21 protein-coding genes and 1 other RNA gene are annotated in these 21692 nt (G+C 51.5%); 12 read left to right on the forward strand and 10 right to left on the reverse strand.

The features are described 5' to 3' along the window. Positions 1–84: 84 nt before the first annotated feature. From TX82_RS02140 to TX82_RS02170, 7 genes are all read right to left on the reverse strand, one after another. Entirely contained in the window at positions 85–1215 is a 1131-nt protein-coding gene (locus TX82_RS02140; RefSeq protein ID WP_005006348.1) for a response regulator, read from the reverse strand. 284 nt (positions 1216–1499) lie between these two features. After that, the gene (locus TX82_RS02145; protein WP_005006351.1) at positions 1500–2501 is read right to left on the reverse strand and encodes a hypothetical protein; all 1002 of its coding nucleotides are present in this window, start codon (positions 2499–2501) and stop codon (positions 1500–1502) included. 11 nt (positions 2502–2512) lie between these two features. Further along, positions 2513–3271, reverse strand: coding sequence for a zinc-dependent metalloprotease family protein (locus tag TX82_RS02150; protein WP_005006353.1), 759 nt, complete (start codon positions 3269–3271; stop codon positions 2513–2515). A gap of 490 nt (positions 3272–3761) precedes the next feature. Continuing rightward, a complete protein-coding gene (locus tag TX82_RS02155) occupies positions 3762–4763 on the reverse strand; it encodes a GAF domain-containing sensor histidine kinase (protein ID WP_144079056.1) in 1002 nt (333 codons plus the stop codon). A gap of 35 nt (positions 4764–4798) precedes the next feature. Then, on the reverse strand, positions 4799–5431 hold the full coding sequence (locus tag TX82_RS02160; protein WP_084603925.1) for a PAS domain-containing protein: 633 nt from the start codon (positions 5429–5431) through the stop codon (positions 4799–4801). Between the two features lie 141 nt (positions 5432–5572). Beyond that, positions 5573–6682: a hypothetical protein gene (locus tag TX82_RS02165; protein ID WP_052338169.1), complete on the reverse strand. Its 1110-nt coding sequence runs from the start codon at positions 6680–6682 to the stop codon at positions 5573–5575. Between the two features lie 156 nt (positions 6683–6838). Beyond that, positions 6839–7624, reverse strand: coding sequence for an outer membrane lipoprotein-sorting protein (locus TX82_RS02170; RefSeq protein ID WP_005006359.1), 786 nt, complete (start codon positions 7622–7624; stop codon positions 6839–6841). Between the two features lie 342 nt (positions 7625–7966). Between TX82_RS02170 and TX82_RS02175 the strand changes: the two genes are divergently transcribed. From TX82_RS02175 to TX82_RS14970, 9 genes are all read left to right on the forward strand, one after another. After that, positions 7967–9115, forward strand: coding sequence for a helix-turn-helix transcriptional regulator (locus TX82_RS02175; protein ID WP_005006361.1), 1149 nt, complete (start codon positions 7967–7969; stop codon positions 9113–9115). Beyond that, positions 9115–10275 carry a LuxR C-terminal-related transcriptional regulator gene (locus TX82_RS02180; RefSeq protein WP_005006363.1) on the forward strand — a complete coding sequence of 387 codons (1161 nt, stop codon included), beginning with the start codon at positions 9115–9117 and terminating at the stop codon, positions 10273–10275. The genes TX82_RS02175 and TX82_RS02180 overlap by 1 nt, the downstream gene beginning before the upstream one ends. 2 nt (positions 10276–10277) lie before the next feature. Beyond that, positions 10278–11435, forward strand: a complete 1158-nt coding sequence (locus TX82_RS15585) for a helix-turn-helix transcriptional regulator (protein WP_005006365.1) — start codon at positions 10278–10280, stop codon at positions 11433–11435. Between the two features lie 2 nt (positions 11436–11437). Continuing rightward, positions 11438–12592, forward strand: coding sequence for a helix-turn-helix transcriptional regulator (locus TX82_RS14955; RefSeq protein ID WP_052338170.1), 1155 nt, complete (start codon positions 11438–11440; stop codon positions 12590–12592). 2 nt (positions 12593–12594) lie between these two features. Beyond that, entirely contained in the window at positions 12595–13755 is a 1161-nt protein-coding gene (locus TX82_RS14960) for a helix-turn-helix transcriptional regulator (protein ID WP_052338171.1), read from the forward strand. Between the two features lie 11 nt (positions 13756–13766). Beyond that, positions 13767–14921 carry a helix-turn-helix transcriptional regulator gene (locus TX82_RS14965; RefSeq protein WP_005006372.1) on the forward strand — a complete coding sequence of 385 codons (1155 nt, stop codon included), beginning with the start codon at positions 13767–13769 and terminating at the stop codon, positions 14919–14921. 3 nt (positions 14922–14924) lie between these two features. Further along, on the forward strand, positions 14925–16058 hold the full coding sequence (locus tag TX82_RS02205; protein WP_005006373.1) for a helix-turn-helix transcriptional regulator: 1134 nt from the start codon (positions 14925–14927) through the stop codon (positions 16056–16058). 217 nt (positions 16059–16275) lie between these two features. After that, positions 16276–16698, forward strand: a complete 423-nt coding sequence (locus TX82_RS02210) for a response regulator (protein WP_005006374.1) — start codon at positions 16276–16278, stop codon at positions 16696–16698. A 264-nt stretch (positions 16699–16962) separates the two neighbouring features. Further along, positions 16963–17979: a Tll0287-like domain-containing protein gene (locus tag TX82_RS14970; RefSeq protein ID WP_244874998.1), complete on the forward strand. Its 1017-nt coding sequence runs from the start codon at positions 16963–16965 to the stop codon at positions 17977–17979. A gap of 177 nt (positions 17980–18156) precedes the next feature. Here TX82_RS14970 and TX82_RS17115 read toward each other — a convergent pair whose 3' ends face one another. Then, positions 18157–18327: an Arm DNA-binding domain-containing protein gene (locus TX82_RS17115; RefSeq protein WP_005006378.1), complete on the reverse strand. Its 171-nt coding sequence runs from the start codon at positions 18325–18327 to the stop codon at positions 18157–18159. A gap of 126 nt (positions 18328–18453) precedes the next feature. Further along, positions 18454–18817, reverse strand: a transfer-messenger RNA (tmRNA) gene (gene ssrA / locus TX82_RS15590). A 211-nt stretch (positions 18818–19028) separates the two neighbouring features. Here ssrA and TX82_RS02230 point away from each other — a divergent pair. The 3 genes from TX82_RS02230 (at position 19029) to TX82_RS16950 (ending at position 20846) form a co-directional block, all read left to right on the forward strand. Beyond that, on the forward strand, positions 19029–19826 hold the full coding sequence (locus TX82_RS02230) for a hypothetical protein (RefSeq protein ID WP_005006381.1): 798 nt from the start codon (positions 19029–19031) through the stop codon (positions 19824–19826). A gap of 312 nt (positions 19827–20138) precedes the next feature. Next, a complete protein-coding gene (locus TX82_RS02240) occupies positions 20139–20639 on the forward strand; it encodes a hypothetical protein (RefSeq protein ID WP_005006383.1) in 501 nt (166 codons plus the stop codon). Positions 20640–20711: 72 nt separating this feature from the next. Beyond that, positions 20712–20846: a hypothetical protein gene (locus TX82_RS16950; RefSeq protein ID WP_275450573.1), complete on the forward strand. Its 135-nt coding sequence runs from the start codon at positions 20712–20714 to the stop codon at positions 20844–20846. An 82-nt stretch (positions 20847–20928) separates the two neighbouring features. On the opposite strand, the gene TX82_RS02245 is transcribed toward TX82_RS16950, so the two are convergent. Next, positions 20929–21690 carry an amino acid ABC transporter permease gene (locus TX82_RS02245; RefSeq protein WP_005006384.1) on the reverse strand — a complete coding sequence of 254 codons (762 nt, stop codon included), beginning with the start codon at positions 21688–21690 and terminating at the stop codon, positions 20929–20931. Between the last annotated feature and the right edge of the window lie 2 nt (positions 21691–21692).

A 21692-nucleotide genomic window follows, 5' to 3' on the forward strand; every position in this document is an offset into this window, starting at 1 on the left:
CAATCGCATTTATATAAATTGGACTGGTAAGCTTTGTCGCCTGCCCGCAACGTTACCCCTCCCTGTTACTTTTTCCCACCGGTTTTATAGTAATCGCACGGCTTCCTTTGGAAGGGTGACTCGCTCCTCTTCATGGTCAACCAGTTTCATTGCAATATTGAAAAACTCCTGCTGCAATTGAACAAAGGTATCAACTATATCCGGATCGAACTGCGTCCCCTTTCCTTTAACGATTAAATCCACTGCCTGCTTGTGGGAATAAGGGGGTTTGTAAACCCGCTTGCTGATCAAAGCGTCATAGACATCGGCCAGAGCCATCAGCCTTGCAGAAAGAGGAATTGCATCGCCCTTCATTTTTTCCGGATAACCGCAACCATCCCAGCGCTCATGGTGAGAATAAGCAATTTCACGGGCAAACCTTAGGAAAGAATACTGATCCCCGGACCGACCCAAGAGCTTTTCCGCTTCGAGGATGGCGTCCCTTCCAAAAACGACATGCCGGTCCATCTCCACAATTTCTTCATGCGTCAACTTGCCGGGTTTACACAAAATTCTGTCCTGCACACCCACCTTGCCAATGTCATGCAGGGGTGCGGATTTGTACAGGAGATCGATGACCTCGTCGTCCAGCTCTCCGCGAAACCTGGATAAGCCCTTCAGGTTCTGCGCCAGCAGGCGAACATAGCTTTTTGTGCGCAGGATGTGTCCCCCGGTTTCATTGTCGCGGTACTCCGCCAAAGTGGCCAGCCCGGCGATGGTGACATCCTGCGTGTTCTCCAGTTCCAGAGTCTTTTGTCGTACCAGGCTTTCCAGGTGCCGGGTTTGATCGTACAGATTAAGATGAGTACGGACGCGGGCCTGAACGATGGGAACGCTGACCGGCTTGGTGACGTAATCCACACCCCCGACCTCAAATCCCTTGGCCTCATCCTGAACCTCGTTCAGTGCGGTTAAAAAAATAACAGGAATTTTTTTGGAAACCGCGTGTGCCTTCAATCGGCGGCACACCTCATAGCCATCGATGCCCGGCATCATGATGTCGAGCAGGATCAGGTCCGGCGGGTGATCCGACTGCGCCAGGGCCAGTCCCTTTTCCCCATTGGGTGCAACACGAACGTTGTAATCGTCCTTTAATAACTCCACCATGAGATTCAGGTTTTCTGGCGAATCATCCACCACCAGAATGGTGGGGCGGACAGCAGGGGAAATCGGCATGAAGTCAGCTCCCTCAATCAGGCTTACCGAATTATAATTTCAGTATAAACCATGACGGAAGGGGATGAACAGTCCCTTCCCGCACCCGACAGAAAACCCCTTGTCAGGAATCATTGAATTCAGTGTGGTAGGAGCATAAAGCTCGTACAATTGTGCGAGGTGGCTTGGGTCAGGTCCGCTCCACTTTGGCTTGAAATGCTTCGTTCGAGTGCACCAAAAAAAGAAAAGGGGCTGGAGCCTGAAGGCTCCAGCCCCTTTTACTTTGATCCTTAATTTTTTGAAACCTACTTAAGATATTTGCTCAATCGTTTTTGCATTTCCTCGATGCTCCGAGAATAAGCCCTGAACTCGGGTCGATCTGAAGCCAATCTGGAACCGGCATCGAGCGCTTCCCTTGCCGCATCCCAATTCTGGCTTTCAGCATGACAATGCGCCTGGGCAATAAAATCTTCAATTAAAAGATTTTCCGGAAGAACGTTCATGTTTACCGTTTTCCTCAATGCGTTCGCCTGCTCACAATCGGGGGCCCGCACTTCCTTCAAAGTGTAGTTTGCAAAGGGTTCACTGTAACTTTGAACACGCGCTGCAGAAATATAGGAAGACAATGCAGAGTTCGGGTGCTGTTCTGAAAGCGTTGTCAGGAATTTGATTCCAGCTTCCAGGTGGTCCCCCCTGCGCCACAACAAGAACTTTCCGGCTTCCATATTGCTGGGATTGTCCACCGAGACCAATGCTTTCCCGGCTTTTGAAGATCCAACTTTTATTACAGCGGGTTCCGAAGCGAATGCTGAAAAACCGCCTTCGGCAGGCACTTCCAATTGCACCGAAATACGATATTCTCCGGCTTCATTAAAATTCCAACCATTGGCCCCGAAAAAGATGGGGAAGACTTCGCCTGCAGTCTGGTCAGGCCCCAAGGTTGTCGAGCCGCTGAAATCGCTTGCGCTGAGAGGGAGCAATATCTTTTTCTCACCATTGGCGCCGATTGAATAGACTTCAATCAGTCCTTCACCGGGTTTTAAGCTTCCAATCAAACTGACAGGTTCTCCTCGCATATTGGTGACTTGCACGGCCAGGTAAACCGGTTCTCCCAGTTCCACGGATTGCTTTAACGGCATGGCAACCACTTTGATGCCTTCACCTTGAGAAACCGTGGCAGGCGCAGGCGCATCCACGATGGACGCGGGATCGCCCAAATCAAGCCCCTGCTTTACTGGCGATGCACAACCGACCAATGCACCCGTTAGTGTGAGTACGAAAAGAAACGATAGGAATCTATAAATCATTTTCTCCCTCCTTAGTGAACATGCGGGCACGCGTAGTCGCGAGGACTCACACCAGGCCAGACTTCGTTGTCATTATGATTCTGCAGGTGATCCAAACTGGAGGCGCTGAACTGGTAATTATAAGTATTACCAACGGTCCCGGTTGAGTTCATGATGGTCGTCGAACCGTCCCCATCGCAATGATTGAGATTGAAGGCATGGCCGACTTCATGGGCCGTCGAACGCAGGTATTTGCCATTGTCGGAATTCACTATGGAGTTTTTCCAAAAGCTGACAAATGCCGACCGGTCGTTTGTTGCCCCACCTGCCCCCGCATACATCAGGCCTAACATGCCTTGATTTCGGCAGGCGATGCCACAATTGCCTTCCCGATAGTGATTAACGACAATTCCATAGAGATGATATCGTGTACAGGTGAAGGCATTCCACAACCCGCAGTTGAAGCTCACGGGACCGATCGGGTCTCTTCTGTTCGCGGCTTCAACTGTCTCCAGCTCCGCCGGATTGATGTAATCATACTGATCCGGGTCCAGCGGATTGGCCGGTCCCGTCAGAGGTGCAATATTGGTGGTATTTTCATCAACGGTAACCACCCGCTCGCCCTGCCAGTAGATGGTCGTCAAATTCACATCGTCCCCAGACACGGTTACCGGCTGTGGATACTGGGTACCCGTCATTCGATCGTACTCGATACGCGTGGTGGTACAACCAATGAGGGTAGTTAAAGCAAGCACTAAAACTATCCGGGATAAGCCGAGAAAAGGACCCATATTATCCTCCATATAGAATTAATTGTTTGGTAAGCGGATATACAACGCTAACCAGCGAAAATACAATAAAATTATAATTTAATTATAGTTGTGAGAGTTTTGGAGCTTGGCTTCGCAATGAGGCCTACAGAAAATTTTTGATTTTCCAATACACATATATCGGAAAACCAAAATTAAACCCTGATTGGGATAAATAGTCAAGACCCAATATCGGTATGTCCTGCTCCGGAAACCGGTTCAGGGGTTAGGGTCTGGGCCAATAAAATTGGATAAAGGGGACTTTAGGGGCAGGAAGCGCTTCGAAAGGAATCCATAAAAAAAAGCCCGCTTTTACACGGGCTTATGGACCTGCTCGGATTTTATTGGACTTGAAATTGGGGCGGGGACTCCTGAATAATCACTATAACCGATTATTTTTAAACCATTTGAGCGATTAAATTTTTCTCACCTGCCCCCAAAGCTGCCCCCAAACCACTTAAAGAAATTCTAATTATAGAGGTAGGTCAAAATAGAAGTTGCTACCCTTTTCTTTTTCACTTTCTACCCCAATTTCCCCACCATGAAGATTTATGATTTTATTTGATATGGCAAGCCCCAGACCAGTCGCTTTCTCTCCTCCTGTTGGCTTGGCGCTCAGGGTCTGGAACTCTTCAAAGGCCAGGGCCGATTCCTGCTTGTCCAGTCCCGGCCCCTCGTCCTCCACCGAGAACCTCATACCATTGCCGTTTTTCCGTGTTGATACGATCACCCTGGAACCCGGCGGGGAAAACTTAATGGCGTTACCAACCAGGTTGTCCACCACCTGGATCATGGAGCATTTATCCACATCGACATCAGGCAACTCATCGGGAATGAACTCAAGCCGGATTCGCTTTTTATCAGCCAGCTGCTGGTTCATCTCCACCTGGGACTGAACGAGGTAATTGAAATTGACCGGTTTCTTTTCCAGATGGAAGGACCCGCTTTCGATCTTGGATATGTCCAGCAAATTGCTCAGCAGATCCCGCATGTATTCTCCCGAATAAATGATTTTGTCGATGATTTTCCCCTGCCTGTCGTTCAGTTTCCCAAATGATCCCTCGGCTAAAATACTGCAATAAGTCAAAACCAGATAAATGGGATTTCGCAAATCGTGAGAGGCGATGCCCAGGAACCGGTTTTTAAGGAAATTAAACATCTTTAGCTGCTTGTTCTGCTTTTGAATTTCCTTTTCGTACTGACGGTGCTTGATCGCGCTTCCCATCAGGGCCGCAATGGACAACAGGATTTCACGGCTTCCTTCATAACATGGGGGGATTTCAGGGGTGTAGAGGAACAGGACGCCTACCGTCTCGTTCCGGCTTTTTAGAGGAACGATATAGGAACCGTATTGGTTTTCGCTGCCGAAGGGGCCGGTTTTCCGGGGATAAAACATGCACCAGTCCCGCACCACCATTTCACCGGAAGTGAAACAGCGTCCATAAGGAATGTTATAAAAAGGAATCTCCTTCAAATCTTTCAGGAATCCATTTGGGAATTTCCCGATTTTCACCAACAGGCGCAACACCTGCCTGTCGTTGTCAGCCAGGAAGATTCCTGCTTTGTTTTTAAGTTCAATTCCTTGCTCCGGCTGATCGCTTCCAGCGCTTCCCGCAGCATGGCTTCCATGCTTCTCGAATTTTGAAGCGCCTGCGCCACTTCATGCAGGACTTTGTATTCCTCTTCCCGCAGCCGGGCCTGCCTGAGGGCGTCCTTGCTTTCCGTGATGTCCCGAATGATACCAGTAAAGAGAACCTTCCCGTTTTGGCGGGAAGGGACAATGGTAATTTCGATAGGAAACTCGTGGCCGTTTCGATGCAAGGCGCTCAATTCCAGCTGTTGATTCAATACCCGTGCACCGCCGTTATTCATAAACCGGCGCAGGCCCTCGGAGTGCGCCTGGCGGTAGCGCTCCGGAATGATGATGTCCGCCAGTCTCTTGCCAATCACATCCTGCGCATTCCAGCCAAAAATGGATTCCGCACGCAGGTTCCAGCTACAGACGGTGCCTTCGGTATCGATCGACACAATGGCATCGAATGAATGATCCAGTATGGCTTGATATGTATTTTGAAAATCGAGTTGTCGGTCTCTTTTATTTTGATCATCGGTGGTAAGCATAGTGTCCCCCCTTCCCTGCATCACAGCACAGGATTGAATCTTTCAAAGTTCCCTATGGAGGTATTTTAGAATTGGGGAAAAACCCGGTAAATAGCCTGAAAAAGTCATTTTCGGGGATAGGAACAAATAGACCTGTAAATGCCCGCAGGGTGGTAGGAGACTTTAAAAATGGTAGGCGAGGGTGATCTGGCCAAAATCCTCGTCGCGCAAAAAGATAAAGGGGTCATCATCCGGTTGATTCATGATACCGCGCACTTCCACGGTCAGCCGCCAGTGTTCGTCCAGCCGGGAGCTGGCCTCGATGAAAAACGCCTTGCTCGGGTCTTCCACGTCCTGGATGAAGGCAAACAGGATTTCGGTACCGTTGACATCGTTCCAGCCCCAGCGCAAACCGAAGGTGAGGTCATTCTGGAACAGCGTCGTGGCGCGGGACTGGCGTTCGTCGTAGGACCATTCGGTGAGAACCCCGATGTCCATTCCGGTTCCGAACACGCCGGAAAAAGTGTACTCGTATCCAAAAGTCGTCGCGTAAAAATCTTCCGGGCGCATGTCCCATCGCTGGATCACCTCCAGCTTCCATATCCAGTTCGCATAAATGTAAAGTAGGTCCAGTCCCACCTGGTGTATCTGCTCATAGAAGGGAATGAGAACGGGGGTGCCCGAAGGCGAAATGCCGAAATCGAATGTGGGTTCGCGGCCGGTTCCGGAAAAGGCGGACAAACCGATGTCCCATTTGCCGATGTTCTGAAAATAACGGACGGCGAAATCCGTGTGCCATTCTTCAGCGGCGCTTTCGTAGCGGGGGTTGTCGGTATCGACGAGGAGTGGAGGACGCAGGCGGCCGCCTCCGCCGGGGAAGGTGCGTTCCCGGAAAAAGGGCAGTACAAAAAAGTCGATGATGCCCCAGTCGCGCACCAGGGACACGTTCAACATGGGCTGGCCCAGCTTGTCCTCCCCGTCCAGCCCTTCCAGGAAATCCGTCTGGTTGACGATGTCCACCAGATGAACGGTTTCGGTGACGCCCCAGAATACCTTGCGCACACCCACCCGCACACTTCCAAGATCTCCGGAAAAAATGAAATCCAGTTCACGCAGGTCGAAATGCGTGCGTTCGGAATCAGCGTGATCGTAACGGTAAAACGGAATGAAATAAAACTGGGTCCCGCTTTCAAACTCGTGAAAAATTTCCGGGTTGAGGGCAAGGGAAACGGTGTGGTCTTTTTGACCGGAAAAACTGGCCGAAGTGAAAAACGGACGGGCTTCGCCTTCCACAAAACCGCGCAGATCCCAGGCATGAGACGGTTCATCCCAAATAAGGGCAAGAATAATCCCGACCGTCCATCGACATAGGTGCTGGTGCGATTGCCTCCCCAACCAATCCCACATAGGACACCAATTCTTTGAACAAGGAACTTGAATATTTACCAATCAACGGATGTTCTGCAATCCATTCACCGTAAACCGGCTCTCTCTCAAACCATTATTGAATCTCCAGTTGATGAAATCTGAAACGGTCACCTCTCCCGTCCGGTGGTCGGTCAGCTCATGCCGGTCCCACCGCCAGAACTTCCCATCGTAAAGTCTGTAACCGAAAAACCTGAACGTTTTGACATGATTTCCGGAAAGGTCGTAGGAATCGATCTGTTGAAAGCGAAAGTGATCGGTGTCGATCCACATCACCTGCCGTGAGTAAATCGTGCTTTTTTCTTTCGGAAATCGGTTCACCAGGTAGCACTCCAGTTCCCCACAGGGTTTGGTTTCCAGATATTCATAGGTGTACTTTTCCGGTTCGGTGCGGATAAGATCCTCGGTCTGGAACTCCGTCCCCATGAAGTCACTGCCCTTGGTCTGGGTACTGATGCGCTTCACCCGCCGCAGGTCGGGAATGTAAACCCACAGATCGTCGAACGTGTCCTTGTGGGTCCAGATCAAAAAGGCCATCCCCTTGACGTCGGCCGGGTGGTGAAACTGCATGAGCACCTTGTCGGTGTTCTCTTCCGTCGCCAGGATCTTCATCGACATCATGCGGGTGATGATTTCCCGATCCTTCTTTTTTATATGAATGGCCACATCCGCCGTAGTGTCGTTGTATTTATCAAAGGTTTCTTCTGCTTTGAAGGCGATGGCGCGGCCTGTTTCCTGCGGGGATTCAGAAGAGAGGTCAAGCGGTTGGAATGCGACAGCAAAAACAATTGTAAGCAGTATCGTTTTCATTTTCGTCCCTCCCCCTGAAAACAATATATCCCATTCGGAAAAAACTTCCAGAATATTTCCCTTGCTGAACTTTTTGAGTCAGGTTTTCGATACGCGGAAAAGTCTGTACCAAATTACAAATCCATTTTCCGGAATCCCTTAATTAAAACAACTTACGGTTACAGGCTGTAGTCAACTTGAGACATTTTGGGCCAATCTGGTTTTTACGAAAATTTTTACGGATTGCAATGAACCTTATTTTATGGCCTATTCCCATTGCCTTTTATCAAGACACCTATAAAATAAAAGTGCCCCCTTCATAAAATTTTGGCATTCGAAAAATTTCAGTGAAAGGATAAGATCATGACTTCATCCTTTCAGGATTTATCGGAGCAGGATTACCTCGACCTCATTGAGTTGATCCATCGGCTCGAAGAATGCGAATCGCAGTCCGATCTGGAAGGGGTTGTCCAGACCCACCTGTTTCCCCTGTTTCAGATTGATGCGTTTGGCAGTGCGACAATCTCGGCCGCCCCTTCAAATCCTTCCTCCACCAAATTGGCCCCCATCGCCGCCGTGGGTTATTCACCCCATGAAATCGAGTGGGCTCTGTCTTGCCAACCCTACCTGGAGGACTTCACCCGCCTGCTTAGTACCGGCTTGCGCACGGTGCTGGCCACCGACATCGACGTTTCCCGCAAATCTCTGAGAGACAGCTTTCACCGCTTTTTCGACGATCATCAGGAGATCGACCCTGACGACGCCCCCACTTTGAAGAATATGAGCGGGCATTTAACCATAGTGGATGGACCGGAAGTGTCCCTTGCCGTCGGATTGAGCCGGATTCGGAATGACAATTCGTTCACCTATCGCGAACTGCGCATGGCGGAACTGCTCCAGCCCAGTCTTCTGCACGCCTGCCGGTACGTGGCGCTTCGCCGCACTTTGAACCATTTCAGCGCGCTGGCGGAACACCTGGCCGACACCGCCAATCCCCTAGTGCTGGCTCAACCGGAAGGGTACATCATGTTTTGCAATGCTTCGTTTCGAGACCGGTTCCAGCTCCAGCAGGGGGACCGCCTTCCTGAAAATCTGCACCGGTGCATGCAGATGCAGGACGACATGTATTCCCCTGCCGAGAGTTTTGAAGAGTTCGACCGGTTTCCTCCCTTTTACAAGATCGGCAAAGACGTGTTCCGCCTGACCCTGACACGGCTGGACCCGATGCAGGATTACGAAAACCGTTGCTGGCTGTTCCAGTTGAAACCGGCACTGGCTCCTCAATCGCGGGTGGGTTTCGCCATGAAGGAGGCGCACCTGACCGTGCGGGAAATCGAAGTTGCGTCGCTGGTGTGCGACGGGTTCAGCGACAAGGATATCGCGCGACGGCTTTTCATCAGTCCGAACACCGTCAACAATCACCTGAAAAACATTTTCAGGAAAATGGAGGTGCACACGCGCGTGCAACTGGCACACCGACTGCAGGGCATCCTTCAAGGAAAGGAAGCGTGATGAGTCCAGATATCGACCCACCTTGCTCCCTGTCGGAAGCCGATTACATAAAAGTCATCGAGAGCATCCGCCAATTTTATCGATGCGAAACACGGGGGCAACTTGAAACCTTAATCAAGGAAACCCTTTTCCCATTGTTCAGGGTGCAAACATTTGGGGCGAGCTGGATCGATTTTGATTTGGGAAGAAAGACCCAGGGGCATGGAAAAACAATTTTTCAACTGGGCTACACGCAGGAAGAAGCCGACGCCTGGCAGAAAGTGTATCCCTACCATGAAGACATCACCCGATTGTTTGCCACCAGCCTGCGACCCGTCCTGGCTTTCGATGTGGACCTTCCCCGGTCCAGCCTGCAAGACGTTATGAAAAATTTTTTATGCGACCACCCACAATACAGGAAGCCCGGATTCGAGTCCCTTCACACCGTTACCAGCCTGATTGCTTTGGTCGACCCTCCGGACTTTAATATTGGAATCGGTTTGACACGGTTTCAACCCTACGAGGACCCATTCACCGCCCGGGAAGTGCGATTGGCGGAATTGATCCGTCCCAGCCTCATTCATGCCCTCAAATTTATAGCCATTAATGAAGAGTGGAAAACCACCCGATCTCTTGTAAACCAGCTTTCAAAAACCGCCAGCCCCATGTGCCTTATTCAACCGCAGGGGCTGATCACTTTTTGCAATGAAGCTTTCCAGAACATAACGAATTTGAAGCGAGGTCAATTCCTTCCCGAATCTTTCAGGGAATTGATAAAGGAGAGGGAAGAAGGCCTTACCGAGCCGGCCTGTGTGGAAGCCCCTTCCGATTTTATGGATTTTATCACATTGCCCTCTGGAGACGTGCATTGCGCGTGGACCCGTTTGGTGCATTCGGACGAAACCGAGGCTGGATGCTGGCTGCTCAAAATGAAACCCGTCGCCGATCCCTATTTAAATACCATGCTGGTGATGAAACGGGCGGGATTGACTCCACGAGAAAAAGAAATTGCAGAAAGGATGTGTGATGGGCTCGGCGATTCCAATATTTCCCAGCGCCTGTTCATTTCCCCTGCCACTCTAAAAAATCACTTCAAAAGCATCTATCAAAAACTCGACGTACATTCACGCACACAATTAATGGAACGACTCAGACCAACTTCTAAATCCGAAAGGAGTTGATCATGAATAACTCAAAAAGATTTACGCTGGCTGAAACAGATTATTTGAATGTAATCCACATCATGCAGAAACTCCACCCCTGCCGGACGCGAAGCGATTTGAAGAATTGCTTCAAACAAGACATCCTTCCTTTCTTTGAAGCCGATGACGCGATTTACGGGTCGCATGATATCAACCTGATCAAGGGATTATCCCTTTCCGTGAATGCCATGGACGCAGTACGGGTTCCGGGCGACCAGATGCCCCTGGTGAATAAAATGGGCCAGTACTTCATTTCCTTTCCGCAAACCTTTTCCCGAACCCACCGGAAAGTCATCGCTCATGATGTGGACATCCCGAGAGAACGTTTGCAAAAGGAAATCCAAAACTTTTTCAAAGACCATCCCCAATATTCGCCTCTAAACATTTATCCCATTCAGCGCGGTTACGAATCTTCCCTGGGAACCCATGACAGCGGGGATAAGGTCACAACCGGGATCCTCCGTTACGCACCCAATCACAAACTCTGGACGCGGAGGGAAATCCGCCTCATGGAACTTCTTCTGCCCGCGCTCAACGGCGCCATCAAGCGAGTGGCCATTCAGGAGCAGGTGAAAACCCACCAGGCATTGATTGTGGCGCTGGAAACCATGGATACCCCCATGGCGCTGGTGCAGGAAGACGGACGGGTGCCGTACCGCAATGCGGCCTTCTCGCATCTCGTTCCTGTCAAAAGCGGCGGGGTTCTGCCACAACCCTTGATGGGGTTGGTGGAGCAACAGAAATACCGGATGAAACCGGACCGACGACCGGATTCAGCCAGTCTTCGTTTGGCGTTTTATCAGCATAACGGCTCTACCCATCGTCTGGATCTTACGGAGTTGAATGCGAATGGCAATGGCAGGGACCCCGCCTGGCTGTTGCGCCTGGATGCGGCCGACGATCCCCACACCGGACTGCACCGTACTCTGCAAACCGCCGAGCTGACGCCGCGCGAGGTGGAAGTCGCCATACTTGCAGGCGATGGACTGGAAGATGCCGACATCGCCCAGCGCCTGTTCATTTCTGCCGCCACGCTTAAAAACCATTTCAGAAGGATTTACAAAAAACTCGGCGTGCATTCCCGCACGCAACTGGTGGCAAACCTCAGGTCATCATGGAATCCCATAGCAGGAGGTTGATCATGGACGACCGGACTCACACCGCACTGCCTGAAAATGATTACCAGGCTCTCATCCAAATCATGCATCGGCTGTACAACTGTAAGGCCAAAAGCGACCTGAAGGCCGTGTTTAAAAACAGCATCCTTCCCTTCTTCGAAGCCGAGGACAGCAGTTATGCCTGGATGGATGTGCAAATGATTGAGGACAAGCTCATACCCGGCCAAACCATCGACTGCATCCTGATCCCGGAAAAACAGTTTTCCATCCTGGAAAAAATAAGCGGTTACATGGTTTCCATTGGGGAGACCTTCATTCAATCCGGCCGCCCGGTGATCGCCCACGATGTGGACATCCCACGCGAGAAGCTTCAGGAAGAATTGCAAAACTTTTTCCGGGATCATCCGATCCACACTCCGGCGGATTTATACGGCAATGAAAGTTATCTGGCAACACTCGTCGCCAACCATCGTCCGGACAACGTCGTGGTGGGTTTGCACCGCTATGCGCCCAACGACAAGCTCTGGACGCGGCGGGAGATCCGCCTCATGGAGTTATTGCATCCAACCCTTTTCAGCGTGATCAAACGCGTGGCCATCCAGGAACAGGTAAAAACCCACAAGGCGTTGGTTGCAGCACTGGATCAAACCGGCGCACCCATGGCGCTGGTAGGAGAAGGCGGACGTGTGCTGTACCGCAACGCCGCATTTTCCTGCATCGTCGCAGTCGAAAGCGGCGGCGTCTTACCTCCACCCCTTCGAAAATTATTGGAACGACAGGCAAACCGGATGAATCCCGCAAAAGTTCCGGAATCCGGCGCGCCCCTCCTGGCATTTTTCCCTCAGGGGCAAGCCGTTTACCGTCTTGATTTCACACAATTGTTTCAGGATGGAAACAGGGCCGACCCTACATGGATTTTACGCCTGCATCCCGTTGACGATCCTTACACCCGGCTTCGTTTGAATCTGCAAAAGGCCGGGCTGACGCCAAGAGAAATGGAAACTGCCATCCTGGCGGGCGACGGCCTGGACGACGTCGACATCGCCCAACGCCTGTTCATCTCCCCCAACACTCTTAAAAACCATTTCAAAAGCATCTACAGAAAGCTCGACGTCCACTCGCGCACGCAACTGGTGGCAAACCTCAGGTCATCATGGAAGCCCATAGCAGGAGGTTGATCATGGACGACCGGAACCACACCTCACTTCCTGAAAAAGATTACTTGAAAATCATTGAGATCATCCAGGCCTTGAACCGTTGCCAGATCAGGGAGGATATAAATCTGGTAGCTCTCAATCATCTTCTACCCTTAGTGGAAGCGGACCACATGGGAGTCGCTTTTAGCGGCATGGATATTGGCAACAAACAACATTTACCCTGCAGGGTTTTTATGGGATCGTTTAAGAATAGGGTGGAGTTGAGTGATCAGGAGTATGAGGCCATTGAAAAAGCATTTCCCTACTATAAATCCACGGCCAAAACTCTGCTTGAAACGTTCAGGCCGGTGATTTCTCATGACATCGATATACCAAGAGAAGAGCTACAAAAAGAACTTAGCCAATTTTTTGCGGACCATCCGCAATATAATCGGGACAAATTCTTTTATCTCAAAAATATAGAATCCACTTTGGCTGTTATGGAGCCACGGGACTGGAATCTGGCTATGGGTTTCAATCGTTTTTACCCTGGAGCCAAGTTTTGGACACGACGGGAAATTCGCCTGATTGAACTGCTGCGTCCTACCTTGTTCACCGCTGTCAAACGCGTGGCCATCCAGGAACAGGTAAAAACCCACAAGGCGTTGGTTGCAGCACTGGATCAAACCGGCGCACCCATGGCGCTGGTAGGAGAAGGCGGACGTGTGCTGTATCGCAATGCGGCGTTTTCGACGATGGTGGAAGTGGATACGGGAGGCGTGCTACCACGGCCTATGCGAGAGTTGGTGGAACAACAGGTGGCGCGGATGAGTCCCGATGAGATCCCGGAATCCGGCGCGCCCCTCCTTGCATTTTTCCCTCAGGGGCAAGCCGTTTACCGTCTTGATTTCACACAATTGTTTCGGGATGGAAACAGGGCCGACCCTGCATGGATTTTACGCCTGCATCCCGTTGACGATCCTTACACCCGGCTTCGCTTGAATCTGCAAAAGGCCGGGCTGACGCCAAGAGAAATGGAAACTGCCATCCTGGCGGGCGACGGCCTGGACGACGTCGACATCGCCCAACGCCTGTTCATCTCCCCCAACACTCTTAAAAACCATTTCAAAAGTATCTACAGAAAGCTCGACGTCCACTCGCGCACGCAACTGGTGGCCCGCCTGCGGCCACCGCCGGAACCTTAGGGAGATTGATCATGAATGGCACTCGGCACACTTCTTTGGAGGAAAGGGACTATCTCGCCATTCTGGACATAATCCCCCGAATGCTTGACTGTCGTTGCCGGGAAGATATTAAAATTTCCATACAAAAATACATTCTGCCTTTGTTTGAGGCTCAATCCGCCATGTGGGTTTGGGTTGATGTTGATTTTTTATCCGAGCGACTCCGCAATCCAAAATTCATCGGCAGTGCAGGGATACCGGAAGAAGAGCTGGAAATAATTCACCTTTTTGTCCCATACCAATTCTCCATACCTCAAAAAATTGCAGAAACGACTCGGTTGGTTGTCGCTCACGACATTGATATCCCCAGAGAAAAAATTGAAAAAGAGAAGGACTTGTTCTTTGCAGATCACCCGCAATACCGGGGAGAAAAAGGCAACTATCTGAGGCAACCGGTAAACATTTTGGGCACCATTGACCGCCCGGATTTCAGCCTGGCTTTTGGGATTCAACGCCGTTTCCCCTTCGACAAACCGTTTACATTGAGGGATATCCGGGTGCTTGAACTCATCCAGCCTCACCTTTTGCGAGTCATAAAAACCGTGGTATTGAATGAAGAACTGACCAAATACAAGGCATTGACGGAAACACTTGCGGAAACTTCCTCAGCGGTTGCACTCGTCAGCCTGGATCACAGGATCATTTTTCGTAATGCGACCTTTTCCCAGTTACTGCCTGTCCAGGAGAATCAACGGTTGCCTCGAAAGGTTGCGGATTTGCTGGAAACGGAGGCATCCAAATACATATCTCCTTTCAGTTCGGATTCCTCGACTCTTGAACTACCCTTCATTCAATTACCCAAGGGGATGTTCCGTTTGACCGCCTCCCCAATGAGTCCACAGGGGGAGGTGGAAGAGCAATGCTGGCTTCTGCAATTAAAGCCCGCGACGGAACCGTTTTCCCAAATGAATTTGTTGATGCAGAACAAAAGCCTCACCCCCCGGGAAATGGAAATCGCTTATTTGATCTGCGATGGGATGACCGATCAAGAAATAGGGGGCCGCTTGTTCATCAGCATTCATACAGTCAAAAACCATTTCAAAAGCATCTACAGAAAGTTCGACGTGCATTCGCGTACGCAACTGGTGGCAACCCTGCAATCCTTCAAGCCCACACCGGAGGGCTAAAGCATGGCCAGGCAGTCCCACACACCCCTTCCTGAAAAAGATTACCTGAAAATCATCGAGATCATCCAGGCACTGCACCGTTGCCGGAACAGAAATGACATGCGGCAATTCATTCAAAAATATTTCGTTGAGGGGATGGAGGTGGATTACGTAGCCTGGGGGTGGGTGGAGGTACAGAAAGATTTAATGAAGGTTAGGGGCGCACAGGTACTCGATTGCGTCGGGTTGCCGGAAAATGAAATTGAATGCGTCCGCAAGATGCTGGACTACCACGACCAGTTGACCGAGTTTATACTGAACGGATTCCGCACCGTCACCGCTGCCGATGTGGACCACAGCCGGTCCCTTCTTCCCCGCCAGGTGGACGCCTTCTTTACAGACCATCCGGAATACGATCGCGAAACAATGAAAGTGGGAAAGCTGGTGACGGCCATGTGCTTTTTCGACCGGCCCAACCTGGATGTCGGCCTGGGTTTGAACCGGGTGTTTCCCAACACCAAGGCGTTCACCCTGCGGGACGTGCGCATGCTTGAGTTGCTACAACCGGTTCTGGTGGCCACAATCAAACGCATCGCCCTGCAGGAGCAGTTGAAAACCTACCAGGTCCTGACCGACGCACTGGCGGATTGCGACCTGCCTCTGGCGCTGACCCAGACGGACGGCCGCCTGCTGTTTCGCAATGAGAGATTCCAACAGATCGTTCCGGTGGAGCCAATGAGCCTTTTGCCGGAAACCCTGATTGCATTGCTCCATAAACAGGCCGCGCGGATTTACCCGGAACATCCGTCCACCGCCGCCGCCCCCGGCATCGAAACTTTTGAACACGGCGGGGAAGCCTACCGGTTTGAAGCCACACCGGTTCATCCCGATACCGCCTTGGACAACCCGGCATGGCTGTTGCGCCTGCACCCGGCGGACGACCCTCATTCCACCCTGCACCGTCACCTGCAGACCGCAAAGCTCACCCCACGCGAGGTGGAGGTGGCCATCCTTGCCACGGACGGAATGGAAGACGCCCACATCGCCGAACGGCTGTTCATCAGCCCGCACACGCTCAAGAACCATCTCAAGCAAATATACAGGAAGCTGGGTGTGCAAAACCGCACGAAGCTTGTCGCCAGGCTCAAACCCTTTTGATCCAATGGACCTTGAAGCCTCCGTCCCGAATTCGCCCACCCACCAAAACACCTTGTAGCTGATTTGAGTTATTTTCGGGGGCAGGATGCAAATGACTGATTTGGGTCATTTACATTCTTTGCCTTCATTTTTATTGTAGAGGAAAGTTAAACCCTTCCGAATTATTGACGCCTTCGGGGGGTTGCTTGTCCAATAATCAAACGAAGGGGGAATGGTTATGTCCATCATGGATGATTGTGCAGGCACTCATGGAAAAATCCTGATTATCGAAGACGATCCTGATATTCGCGACGTGCTCCGGTTTCAGCTGGAACAGGCGAATTACAAAGTGATTGAAGCCGCAAACGGGGAAGAGGCCATTGACCTGATGAAAAAAGGATCCAACCTGCTGCAGGTGGGCCTGATCCTCACCGATATTCGCATGCCCAAAATAAATGGAGTAGAGGCCATCGAATACATCAAAGCCAACGCCCCGTCCATTCCGATCCTGGTGGTCACCGGGTATCCAGATACGGATTTGGCGGTGGACTTGTTGCGCAAGGGGGTCAAGGATTTCCTGGTAAAGCCCGTGGAAAAAGAAACGTTATTGAACAAGGTGGCTGCAATTCTCGCCTCCCCGCAGGAATTCAAATACGCGTGACCTCCGATCCCGTTTTTTCCAATACGGGTCAAATAATTTGCTAAGAAATAAGAAAGGAGATCGATGTCCACAGGCTCACACAGTGTTTAAGGGATTTGAAGACAAAATTTATTGGCTTGTTTCCAGCAAGGCAGGAGGTGTTCCATGCGTATTCCAGTTCGAACTCTCCCCCAAATCTGCTTGCTTTCCATACTTCTTTCGCTCCCTTCGACGGCGCGTTGCGCTGAACTTAAAGTGTCCACTTTGGGGGTGGCCCCACACAAAGTGGCCTCTTACCTGCATTCGGTCATTGAGGCCAACCGCACCATTTATTCTCAATACCTGGTCGATCGGCTCAAAGAAACGGTGAAACTGAATGCGACCGAAAACTGGGAGGAGGCCCACACCCTGCCTTTGCCCGCGCAATTCCTGGCCATGTCGGCGGATCGGGTGCGTTCCCAAAACCTGGGGTTGCAATACCGGCTCATCAGCCTGTGGCCAATCAATCCGGAGAATGGGCCCGAAAGCAACATAGAGGAAAAGGCGCTGAAGAAAATCAGCAAACCCTCCGAAACGCCCTTCGCCTGGATCGATGAAAGCAAAGGGGACCTCACCTTCAACACCCTGTATCCGGACAGGGCAATTACCCGCCAGTGCACCATTTGTCACAACAACCATCCGGACAGTGGAAAAAAAGATTTCAAGATGGGTGACGTGATGGGCGGGATCCTGGTGCGATTTCCCATCCATAGTGCCAACGATGGCCGGAACACCTACTTTTACGTTCCTCCGGAAACGGCTGCAGACTACATCCATGCCATTCTGGAGGCGGACCGCGCGGTGTATGCCAAACACGTGGTCCACCGGCTGGAAAAAAACAAGGTCAGCTACGCCTCGGCAAACTGGTGGGAAGACAATGCCCTTCTGCTGCCCGCTCAGTTTTTATTGAACGCCTCGGATTTGATTCAAAATCTTCGCCTGGGTTTTCATTACCGGTTGATCAGCCTCTGGCCGGTCAATCCTCACAATGGCCCGGGCAACAAATTTGAAAGGCTGGGATTGAAGGCCCTGGCCCAGTCCCCGGTGCACCCGTACAAACGCACGCTCCTGTCCGGAAACCGCGAGTTTTTTCAAGCCATGTATCCGGACCGCGCAACCACGCCTTCCTGTGTGAAATGCCACAATGCGCACCCCGAAAGCCCCAGGCACAACTTCAGGCTCTTTGACGTCATGGGCGCCATTGTGGTGAGCATTCCTTTGGACAGGGAGGAGGAACTCGTGTCGTTCGCGCCGGAGGAATAGTGGTTTCAGATATAAGGAGATGAACCGGCTGACTCCTGAATGTATTCATTCTGATAGAGGTTCTGCTCGATCCGCATCAGAATGCCGTTCCGTGTGACGGCCCCGGGTGTGAACTGGGGAGAGCACACCCTTTAAGGCAAAAAGGCTGACTCACGGAACAAAAAGGCCCTGCATCTTTTAAGAGGTGCAGGGCCTTTTCTCAAATCGCCACCATTTCCCGCTATTAGGGAAAACTTCAAGATACAAGCCACGCTCATCGTAAAGACGGAGGGTTTTCCAGGAGGGCTTGTCGTTTTTGACGGCAGTGCTGGTAAGGGCCATCTGGGGGAGCTCCGTTTTGAGTTCCATGATTGCCCTCAATGATGCCTCCGAATGTCAATACATCCCATCCAGTGCACCCGGACCCCAAAGCAATAAAAAAGCCCGCTTTTACGCGGGCTTACGGACCTGCTCGGATTTTATTGGAATTAAAATTGGTGGAGGCGGGGGGAATTGAACCCCCGTCCGGAAGTCTTCAACAAAAGGCGTCTACATGCTTAGTCCGCGTTTTGGATCTCACCGGAATTACTCCCGCGAACAGGATTGCATTCCAGCCAGCCTCTAAAGTTTAACCACACACTCCCGAGACGCGAAGTGTACAGCGAGTCCGCAGAGATGACGTCCATATCCTCCTCGCGGACCGAAGAGGACGGGACGGTAGCCGGTAAGGGTTAGTTACGCAGCTACAGCTACTTCATAATCATTGGCGATTATGTTTTGTACCGTTTTTTAAGGGGCCAACGGTATCCCCTGCATGCAACCTTCGTCTCCTTACTCCCGTCGAATCCAGATCGCCCCCCTATGCGTGAAGCGCCGATGACAGAACAAACGAAGTGTTTCTATACTATTAATATAACACCGCCCCCGCCGTTTCCCAAGCAATCAAAATCTTTTTACTTTCAATAGCTTATGCATTATGGCCCGGAGAGCCGGAAGCGGGGCTTGCCTGAATTCGGAATTCCGTTAACCTGAAAGAGATCGCCAAAGTTGTTTTTACGGGAGGGGCCTGAATGAAATCGGTTTTGATAGCCATCGCATTTGCCGGAACTTTGCTTTTCGGTGGCGCTTTCGCCCTGCTGTCCACAAACACGGATTATGTGGAAAAAAACGCCCAACGCTTTATCGCTGCCCAGATTGAAAACAAAATCCAGGAGGATTTCGGTCTATCTGCCGACCTCTCGAGCAAAGACTCAAACCCCAAGCTTCACATGTTAAAAAACCAGTTTTCAGGACAGGCCCGCAAACTGGAAAACCAACTTTTTTCTGACTTGCCTGATCGGATCGCGACCCAGATCGCAACCATGTGTGTCTGTGGTTCTACCGCAGAACAGGCCAAAGAAAAATACCGTCAAACCAAAAAGAAAGTGAAGCGGCTTATCGTCGATTCGTTGAAAGATGCGGCTCTGAGCTTTGAAACGGCCATCGATAACGTCAACCAACTCATTCATGCCCAATACTATATTGTCACTCAACGGTTGATTGCCGACCTGAAAATATTTACGGGATCGAACGCAACCCTGTTTCTAATCATTTTAAGTACGGCATTGTTGAAGAAAGACTCCTTGCGACCCATCTGGATTGCCGCAATCTTTTTACTTGCCGGCACTCTCACCTCCACTTTTTTCTACTTATTCAATCAAGACTGGTTTTATACCATTCTGTTCAATGACTACACAGGTTGGGCTTATCTTATTTACATCGGGTTGGTCAGTTTGTTTCTTGCAGATGTTTTATTGAACCGAGCCCGCGTTAGTTTAAAAATCCTCGAGATTTTCAAATCTGCTGGGAGTCTGGTTCCTGGCTGTTAATACTTTTTGTTCATTTTATTAAATCTTTCCGGCCCCTTAACTTTGTTCCTTAAAATAAAACACCCCCCAACCCGCTATTGGGGGGTGCGGCCAAAAGGAAAGGCCTGCCGGAGCCGGGAGCTTCCCAAAACCCTGGCGGCTCCGTTGGTCAATCCGGCCCCGGTTGGCTTTCCCGGGACCTTCCTTTTTATCGGGACCGCCTTGTAAAAAGTTGATTTTATTTACTTTATACATTAACATATGGCCTCTCCGAAGGGCCTCCGTTGGCCCGGAAATTCATTGATTTATGCACTTATAGGACTTGGAGGAAGCATGCGTGGTATCAGGTTGGCTTTGATCTGGATGATGGTATGGGGACTCCCGGCAACGGCGTTTGCGGACATGGACCCGAAATATTCGTGTCTCGATTACTTTTCGCGCCAGGTGACGGTGGTGAAAGCAAAAGACAGAAAAGCCCCGGCGGTGGAGGCGTCGTACACCTTCCGCGGCCTGCCGGTGCTGAACGTCAACTTCCACGCGCTCGCCGCCATGAAACCGAGCACCCTCATGCAGGAGTTCATGTACTACCGCGAATGCGGCCGCCATGTGCTTGGCTACGTCGTCAATCCCGCCACCACCGCCTTCCAACTGCGCAAACAGACGGAGCTCGCCGACTGCTGGGCGGTCAACCGGCTTTACTATTACAACGGCACCGACAAGGCAACGGTCATTAAAGTGCAGGAAATGCTCAACGCCCTGCCGCGCGGCCACTGGCAACACTTCCCCGGCCCCATGCGCATGGTCGATTTCCCAAAGAACTGCTATTTGCGTTGAGGGGAAGCAGTCCCGTTTTCCAGTCCCTGGGCGCGGTGTCGCCTCGCAGAGGATGTGTGATAGAGTGGGGGCATGGATAACCAATCCCAAAAACCTCCGCCCAGGCGCCAGGAAAATCCCATCTTCACCGTCTGGGTGCACGTTGGCTACACCATCCTCGTCATCTCCATGATCGGCTGGATGGTGTACATGGAATTCTTCATGTAGCAGAGTGCCTCTGCACCCAACTGGCCGGGTTGCACCCGGAAGCAATGGGTTATGCCCACCGTTGGCTCCCGGCGCCGCCGGGTCAGTGAATGGCCACGCGGCGTTCCAGCAGGTCCACCACTTTCGAAAACAGCAGGGTCAGCAACAGGTAGGTGAGCGCGACGTAGGTGTACGTCTCGAAGTAATTGAAGTGCGTCGCCGCGTACTGGTTGGCCACGCGCAGGATATCGCTGATGGCGAGCACGGAGACGAGGCTGGTGTCCTTCAGCATGCCCAGCGTCTGGTTGCCGATGGCCGGGATGATCGTCCGCCACGCCTGCGGCAGAATGATTTCAAACATCGCCTGCCGGTCGTTCATGCCGAGACTGCGCGCCGCCTCGCCCTGCTCCTTCGGCACCGCCTCGATGCCGGCGCGGAACACGTCGGCCATGTACGCGCCGTAACTGAAGCCGAATCCCAGAATCGCCGCCATGAGTTTCGGCACCGAAAAGATTTCCCCCAGCGCGTAATAAATGTAGAAGAGAAACACGAGAAGCGGAATGCCGCGCAACGTTTCGGTGTACAAAGATGCCGCCAGTTGCAACGGACGTTTTCCCGACAGCTTGCCGAAGGCGACGACGAGGCCGACGAAGATGGCGGCCAGGCTCCCCGCCACCGTCACCCCGAGCGTGTACAGGATGCCGATGGGCAACAACTGCATCAATCCCAGGTAACTGCCCGGCACGGCGCGTCCCGTCAACGCGTCTTCGGCGGGCAGATAGACGAGCAGAACAAAACTCGCCACCACCACCAGGTTCCACGCCAGTTGCGTGACCGTACCGGAAGGTTTTCGCGCGGGCTCCACGT

The sequence above is a fragment of the Nitrospina gracilis 3/211 genome, from assembly GCF_000341545.2.
Classification (GTDB): Bacteria; Nitrospinota; Nitrospinia; order Nitrospinales; family Nitrospinaceae; genus Nitrospina; species Nitrospina gracilis.